General features: G+C 66.3%; 7 protein-coding genes. All 7 read right to left on the bottom strand.

All coding sequences use genetic code 11. From position 1 onward, the window contains the following. Positions 1-390, bottom strand: a 390-nt coding sequence (locus D7W79_RS35710; protein WP_147442215.1) for a hypothetical protein, incomplete at its 3' end; no start/stop codon positions are given. Positions 391-443: 53 nt separating this feature from the next. After that, entirely contained in the window at positions 444-2489 is a 2046-nt protein-coding gene (locus tag D7W79_RS35705; RefSeq protein ID WP_120529775.1) for an ATP-binding protein, read from the bottom strand. Between the two features lie 19 nt (positions 2490-2508). Beyond that, positions 2509-3696: a hypothetical protein gene (locus tag D7W79_RS35700; RefSeq protein ID WP_120529774.1), complete on the bottom strand. Its 1188-nt coding sequence runs from the start codon at positions 3694-3696 to the stop codon at positions 2509-2511. A gap of 5 nt (positions 3697-3701) precedes the next feature. Continuing rightward, the gene (locus D7W79_RS35695) at positions 3702-4427 is read right to left on the bottom strand and encodes an ImmA/IrrE family metallo-endopeptidase (protein WP_120529773.1); all 726 of its coding nucleotides are present in this window, start codon (positions 4425-4427) and stop codon (positions 3702-3704) included. After that, a complete protein-coding gene (locus tag D7W79_RS35690) occupies positions 4424-4810 on the bottom strand; it encodes a hypothetical protein (protein ID WP_120529772.1) in 387 nt (128 codons plus the stop codon). The genes D7W79_RS35695 and D7W79_RS35690 overlap by 4 nt, the downstream gene beginning before the upstream one ends. Beyond that, entirely contained in the window at positions 4797-5303 is a 507-nt protein-coding gene (locus D7W79_RS35685) for an RNA polymerase sigma factor (protein ID WP_208729926.1), read from the bottom strand. Before D7W79_RS35685 ends, D7W79_RS35690 begins: the two co-directional genes overlap by 14 nt. A 309-nt stretch (positions 5304-5612) precedes the next feature. Next, a partial coding sequence (gene aspD, locus D7W79_RS35680; RefSeq protein ID WP_338078838.1) for an aspartate 4-decarboxylase occupies positions 5613-7339 on the bottom strand: 1727 nt, incomplete at its 5' end.

Here is a 7339-nt window from a genome sequence, read left to right as displayed (position 1 = left end):
GGCCTGGGTGGGAGGCGGCGTCTGGGTGACGACGGTGAGTTCGCGCGTCGAGCCCAGCGCGGAGGCCAGCGAGTCCGGCCGAGGCTGCTCCGGCGTGGCGAGGGAGAATGCATGGGCCTCCTCGCGCTGCTCGATGGCGAGGAGGGACTGGCCCACGACGACGAGCCGCACGAAGCGCCGGCCCTCCTCGATGCGCCGCACGAGCTGGGGCGCCGTGCCATCGAGCTTGAGCACGGCGATGCCGCCACGTCCGAGGGCGGCGTACGTCACGCCCTGATGGACGACGGAGTCGAGGACAGGCCCCAGGCCCAGCGTCTCCGCGGCAAGTGAGGCCGGGGACGCGGGAGCCTGGGCGACGATGACGGAGGCGAGGAGCGCGGACACGAGCATGACGGCTGGCTCTATATCGCTCCTGCCTTCCGGCGTTCCTGGCTTTGGGGTGACTAATCGACGAGCAGCCGCTTCACGGGCGCGGGGTCCACGGCCACCATCAGCGGCCGGGTGAAGTTGCTGAAGGACACCAGTGCCTGTCCAGGCGCGAGCCGGGAGACGCGATTCCACAAGCTCTCGTCGATGCTGCCCACCGACTTCTGCATCCGGTTGATGACCGCGCCGTCGGTGATCTTGTGGATGATGAAGTTGTTGAGCAGGGCCAGCACTTCGTCCGGCAGGTGCTGAGGTAGCTGCGTAACGAAGACGAGCCCCAACCACCGCTTGCGGCCCCGCTTGGCGATGCGCGCCACCTGTTCGAACAGCACGGGCATCTGCGAGATGCGGCTGGTGGACAGGAACTCGTGCGCCTCCTCGATGATGATGAGGACGGGGGTGACGGGCTCACCGCGCTCGGCGGCCTGCTGGTAGCGCTTCTCCTGCTGCTCCTGGAGGCCCCGGAGGATGTCCGCGATGACCAGGTTGTTCAGCTGCGGCGAGTCCGTGTTTGACAGGTCGATGACCGACACCCGCCTGGCCTGGAGCATGGAGTCGTAGTCCACGCCAGAGTCGTTCTCGACGTCGAAGACCTTCAGCCGCTTCATCAGTTGGAGCTTGTTGCCCAGCGTCTTCCAGCTCGATTCATGGGAGCTCTTCTGCGCCATGACCCGTGCCTTCACCAGGTTGACCTTGGCCCGGAACTCGCTGAGGAGCGTGAGGCCCCGTGGCATGGCGGGGACATCGTCGACGCTGGCTTCCTCGGCATCCGCATCTTCCTCCTCCGCCCGCCGGCGGCGACCACCGCCACTCTTCGTGTCCGCCTTGCCCTCGCTGCCCAGGGTGTATGTGTACGTGTTTACGACATCCAGGATGTGATCGATGGTCATCCGCGGGTAGCCGGTGTCCTGTTCATCCAGCTCCAGGATCTGCTGCTTCTCGGCTTCGCTTCGGGGGAAGATCTTGAAGTCCTCCAGGAGCAGCTTCGTGACGTCATAGGCGCGCAGGAAGCGCTCCTTCTGCGCGTCCGACATGCTGAGGATCTCCGCGATGGCGTAGGGCGAGAGGCTGGAGAACTTCAGCGAGAAGGCATGCCGGTGCGGGTGGCGGGGATTGCGGCTGTCCCGGCCTGTCAGGTGATGGATGTGCAGATCCTTCACCCCATCCGGCTTCTGCTTCCGCGCGTGAAGCGTCTTGCGCATCGCCTCGTGGTCAGTGGGCTGATCCACATGGGTGTATTCGCCTTCCACGTCGAAGACGATGGTCGCGATACCGGCGAGCTGGGCCCGGTGGATGAGCGTCGCGACGGTCGTGGACTTGCCACCACCCGTGGTGCCGATGATGCCGGTGTGACGGGGGAGGATGGCCTTGTCCCGAGGGTCCAGCCGCGCCTCCATGTGGTCGTACCCTACGACCCGGCCCAGGCTCAGCGGACCACCCACGCCCAGCACCTTCGCGCTCTCCTCCTCGCTCAACACGAAGACCGGGCTCTGGGGGCGGGGCCGGAAGCGGGGCGGTTGCAGCACGCCCCCGACCTCTTGACCCAGCAACTCAATCTCCGCACGACCGTGGTACTCGAAGGTGTACGTCAGCTTCTTGCCGTGCGTGATGACCCCCACGGCCATCGTCGAATTCGCTGGGACGGCGTTGGGCTCCGCGAACGGTCCCCGGACCACGACCCCCAGGTAGTCACGCTTGTCCTCGCGCGACTTCACCCGCACGAGCGTCTGGGACGCCAGCCGGTGCAGGTCGTCGCGGGTCATCAACACGGTCAGGACGTTGTCGTCGCTGTTGGAGGTGTCGAAGTGCGTGAAGCCCACGGCATTCGCCAGCTCGGGGTCTGGCGGGGCATTCAGCCCGGCCCGGTTGCTGATGTCAGCCAACTCATTGAGCGTCCGGGCCGGTGTCGGGCTGATGAGTGGCCTTGGGGGCCCCTGCTGGGGGGCGGGCTTGTTGCCGTCCGTCGCAGCAGACTTCGCGCCAGCGGCGGGCGTCGAAGGATGAGAAGCGCCGTTGAGGGCCGACGGGCCCGGTGGATTGGATGGCTTTCCGTTGTTCGACATGGTGTGTGTCTTTCCCCCCTTACCGACGTGATTCGCGCTCAAGCAGATACTGGAGGTGTGCTCCCGCCTGCGCGTAGGCGTCCTGCACGAACCCTTCGAAACCGTCTTCGCCGAATTTGCTCCGGCACGTGAGCTCAGCGACGTCCAGGAGGAGGGGATAGCTCTTCTCCACACGCACGATGCTGTCCGCCATGGCCACGCGGGCGGCCATGTGGACGTGCTCGCGATGGGCGTAGAAGAGGCGCGGTGCCGTGCGATTCGACACCCGGAAGACGCCCAGGAGCACGTCCGGGCAAATGGTGTGTACGAACCTCCGTGTCAGTGGCAGGCGGGGATCGGTCTCCTTCCACGAGCGGAACAGGTTCTTGGTCTGCCGCTCCAGGTTCTCGAAGACGATGTACTCGCCCGCGTCCAGCGCGAGGCCCAGCGTCATCAGCCCCTGCTCCGGCTGCGCGTTGGAGACGAACACGAACTTCTGTTGGACCCGGACAAGGCGCTCCAGCACCTGGAGCGAAGCCTTCAACAAGCCGACATGGCCCGAGCCGGTGAGCAGCTCGTGCGCGAAGGGATTGCCGTGCCCGATGCGCCACTCCGCCGTCACCTTGTCCACCAGGACGGCCCGCTCGGCGTAGGTGCGGATGCCCCGTTGGGCCAGCCGGGAGAGGATCTCCCGGTGGATGGCGGCTTTGGTGTTGTGGCGGTTCGCGATGCAGTCGACGGCTTCCTGCAGCGAATTCGTGTCCTTCGCCGCCAGCTCCTTCCGGAAGAGGTTCTGGGAGAAGGTCCCCGCGCTCCCGTGATAGCCCACGGCCGCGACCCCGATCTGCGTGATGCTCAAGGGCAGACTCTGATGGGACACCGCCGTGCCGAGCACTGCGATGACATTCCCGGGAAAGAGCAGGCCCTCGTGGATGGTGGACAGCTCCCCTGGGAGGGCCCGGAACACGCCTGCCTCCGCCGGGCCGTGCTTGCGTCCCGCGATCCGTGGGAGCAGCTTCTCGCGGATGAGCGCCCGCACGCGGTCTTCCCTCTGGACCGCGGTGGAGATCTCCCGTTGGAACCGGGCCATGATCTCCTTCGGGTCCACGCCCGAACTCCATGTTTCCAGTTTCAGCGTTTGCGCCAGGTCTTCACCGAACGCGGCCTTGAAGTCCTGGTCGCCCAGGAGATTGGAGTCGTCTTCATCCGGCGGAAGGTCGTCAGCCATTGTCATCATTCGTCATCACCGAGAAAGTCGAGCACGGAGAGCTCCGGAGCCCGGCGGCGCTGGCGCAACATCCGGGCGTAGGTCCGCGCAGCCGCGGTCGGCAGGCCGAACCGGGACTCCAATCGCCGGGGCCCTTCCGTGACAGACACCTCGTTGAGCTCCGCGCGCGCCACCGCCATGGGCGCGAGGAATTCCAGAGCCAGGCGGTCCGCCTGCTGTTCCGCCTCCAGCACGGCACCCGAGTCCGCGCCTCCTCCCGCGCCACGGTCCATCAAGTGCACCTGGAGGCCCAGGGGGACGTCGCTGAACCGCGAGTCCATGTACTCATCCAGCCCGGGCTCTCGTTCGCCGTCGAGGACGGGCAGGATGTCCTCCCCGAAGAAGCGCAGCGCCCGGGCCCTGGGCAGAAGGTGGTCGAGCACGTAGTGCGCCACCTCATGGGCCAGGGTGAAGCGTTGCTCTGCTTCGGAGTCGTCGCTGTCGAAGAACAGCGCGGCGGCTCCCGCCCTTGCCACCATGCAGCCGTAGAGACGCCGGTCGGCGCCGCTCAGCTCGCCCGGCAGGTCGCGCTGGACGAGCCATTGCCGCACCCCCTCCACCGTCAGGCCCGGCATTCCCACCAGGTCGAGGGGATGACGCAGCGGGGCGTCCGCCGCGATATCGCGGGGAAACCCCGGCGGAAAGCAGAGCCGGCTCTCCGTGAGGGCCTCCACCAGCCATTGCTCGCTCATGGCTCGAACTCGTCCTCGAAGCGCGCGTCGTCTTCGTCCTCGCGGTCGCGGGCCGCCAGCTGTATCGGACCTCCAGCTTTGCCCTTCGCGGGCTTCTTCAGGGTCCGCAGGACCTGGACGCGCCGGAGCACCGGGACGAGCTTCTGGACGTCGACCTCGAAGCGGGCCGCGATGGCGCGGGTCTGCTCCTCGAAGGCCGGGCCCTCCGGCGTCATGCAGAGCGACAGCCACTGGAGCACTTCGGGCGTACACCCCAGCCGCTGGACCAGCGAGTCCTCCGAAAGTTTCTCCATCTCACGGTACTCGTTGAATACGTGGCCGAGCATTCCCGCTTCGCTCGTGCTGCGCTCCGCCGCTCGCTTCAACCAATCAGGATTCGTCATCGTGTCCCTCCTCGAAGAGGCGCTTTAGCGCCTTCATGAGGCGGTCCTGGTTACGCTTCACCTCTCGCCGGCGCTCGAGCTGGGGCAGGTGCATCAACTCCAGCACCTCCGCCAGCCGGTCCGTGGACCGCTCGCCGGCGAACATGAGCCGGAGACAGGCCTTGTCCTTCTCCGAATGGCCAGCCTGGTCGATCTTCTCCAGAATCAGATGCACCTCCACGCGGGTCTCCATGGCCTTGTTCGGAGGCACGCTCCAAAGTTCGACAAGGCTCCCGAAATCCTGGTCCCGGAGCGTCCTGGAGCTTGCAGCGCGGTAGCGATCCTGGGCCCTGCGCCGGGCAATCTGCCCCAGGTAGGTAATCAAGCTGCTCTTGCGGGGGTCGTACTTCTGGGGCTTTTGAAAGTACGAATACAGAGCATCGAGGGCCGAATCGTTGGCGTCGTCATGGTTGCAGCCCGGGTTTCTTTCCAGGGCCCGGACCAACGGGTCCATGAACGCCCGGAAGACATCAACGGATGCCGCCTTGTCCCCGCTCAAGATCCGTTCGTGAAGATCCCGCCCCTGTTCTCGCGATGGACTGCTCATCCCCCAAACCTCACTGACATGCGCACGCCCGCTTTCGGGTTGGCTACGGTCCGTCAGGACTTTCGCTACAGCCCTGGAGAGTTCGACGGCGGAGCGTCTCCGTCCGAGCCGGGAGGTTGGCGGCAAGGAGGATCGGTGTCTCTACCTCTGAAGTGGTACTGCCTTTGAGGCTAATGGGTCCTTCGCGATCCCCCTGGATCGGAAAAGACACCTGTTTCAATGCAACGCGGGCGGCTCACCGCGGGACTTCTTCCATGCGTCGATGGCCCGCCGCACTTCGTCACGGAGGTCCTGACCGATGCGCGGATACGCGCTGTCATCCAGGTTCGCCAATGACACGCGGGCCGACCAGGGAGGTCCGTCGAAACCACTGCCGTTGAGCAGCACCACGCCGTGCCGCCGGGCCAGCGTGAAGACGATGTCCAACGGGTCGTGGTGCTCCCGGACGAAGCGGACGAAGTCCTCGCCAAGGTGCTCGCGGCACCAGGCCTCCAGGTCGAGCGTCTGGTAATAGGCCGTGCGCAGCGGATCCGTGTGCAGGGGAAGGCCCATCCCTTCGAACAGGGCCTGAAGCCGGTCCTGGCAGATGCGCTGACAGCGCTGCTTGTAGACGCCGTCCTTGTCCAGCAGTGAGAACAGCGAGAACAACGTCATCTGGAGTTGCTGGGGCAGGGACAGGCCCGCCGTGTGGTTCAACGCCACGGCCCGGCTGTCCGCCACCATCCGGTCGATGAACTTCAGCCGCCCCGGGTGCAACGCGATGGCGCCATAGCGCGCCTCCAGCCTCGACCGGACCTTCGCGGGCTGCTTCGCCAGCATCTCATCCAGGATGTTGTCTTCATGCAGCGCCACCACGCCCAGCCTCCAGCCCGTGCAGCCGAAGTGCTTGGAGTACGAGTAGACCAACAGCGTGTTTCGCGGCAGGTCCGCGGCGAGCGAACGGAAGCCATTCACGAACGTGCCGTAGACGTCGTCGGTGATGATCAACAGGTCCGGCCGGCGCTTGCGCACCAGCTCCACCAGCTTGTGCACGGACTCCTTTCGCATGGCCACCCCGCCCGGGTTGGACGGGTTGACGACGAAGAACGCCTTGATGCGCGGGTCCTCCAGCTTGCGCAGCTCCGCGTCCGGGTACTGCCAGGTGTGGCGACCGTCCTTCGTGCTGGCGCTCTGCTGGATGTCCACCGTGCGCAGTTGGAGTTCTTCCAGCCGGGGAATCGCCAGGTACGGCGTGATGAGGGGTGAACCCAGCGCGAGGGTGTCTCCCTTGTGCAGCAGGCCGTTCACCACCAGGGAGTGGAACAGGTAGGTCATTCCCGCGGTGCCACCCTCGACCGCGAAGAGGTCGAACCGCCCGGACGGCGGCCGGCCCGCGAACAACTCCTGCGCCAGGTACTCCTGCACGATGCGCTCGGCGTGGGGGAGCATCCGGCCCGGAACCGGGTAGTTGTCTCCGATGATGGCGTCCGTGAGTTCCCAGACGAACCGGTCCGGGTTGAAGCCGAGCGTGTGCTCCCCGTACTTCAGTGCCCCGCGCAACAGCTGCACGGCGGGCTCGTCGTCACTCGCATCCAGGAAGTCATGCAGGCGTCTGGCGATGCCCGGAGAGCGGGGCATGCCCGCCAGCCCCACGCCGGGCTCGTCCCAGGCCCGACGGCTCTCCGCGAGCGCGAACTGGCCCAGCAGGAAGAAGGCCTCTCGCGGCGTGGTGGCGATCCAGTTGGGATTGCCCCGGCCGGCGTTGAGCATCACCGCCTCGCGGGTCTTCACGGCCTCGTCCGCGACCTGGAGGAGTGCGTCCTTCAGCTCGAAGGGGCTGAGCTTGCGCAGCTCCCGGTCGGAAGGGGCTCCCGGATCCTCGGGCGTCTGCTCGGTCATGGCGTCCTCCTCCAGCGTGCGTCCAAGGTGAATCACCTCCGGGACGGGGACCATGCGCCGTGGGG

Source organism: Corallococcus exercitus (assembly GCF_003611585.1).
GTDB classification, from domain to species: domain Bacteria; phylum Myxococcota; class Myxococcia; order Myxococcales; family Myxococcaceae; genus Corallococcus; species Corallococcus exercitus.
This window is presented reverse-complemented; position numbering and strand designations above follow the sequence as displayed.

Bases quoted from the DNA above. Each gene is read 5' to 3' on its own strand.
- D7W79_RS35705 (WP_120529775.1), bottom strand. From the start codon at position 2,489: ATGTCGAACAACGGAAAGCCATCCAATCCACCGGGCCCGTCGGCCCTC.
- D7W79_RS35700 (WP_120529774.1), bottom strand. From the start codon at position 3,696: ATGGCTGACGACCTTCCGCCGGATGAAGACGACTCCAATCTCCTGGGC.
- D7W79_RS35695 (WP_120529773.1), bottom strand. From the start codon at position 4,427: ATGAGCGAGCAATGGCTGGTGGAGGCCCTCACGGAGAGCCGGCTCTGC.
- D7W79_RS35685 (WP_208729926.1), bottom strand. From the start codon at position 5,303: ATGGACCCGTTGGTCCGGGCCCTGGAAAGAAACCCGGGCTGCAACCAT.
- D7W79_RS35690 (WP_120529772.1), bottom strand. From the start codon at position 4,810: ATGACGAATCCTGATTGGTTGAAGCGAGCGGCGGAGCGCAGCACGAGC.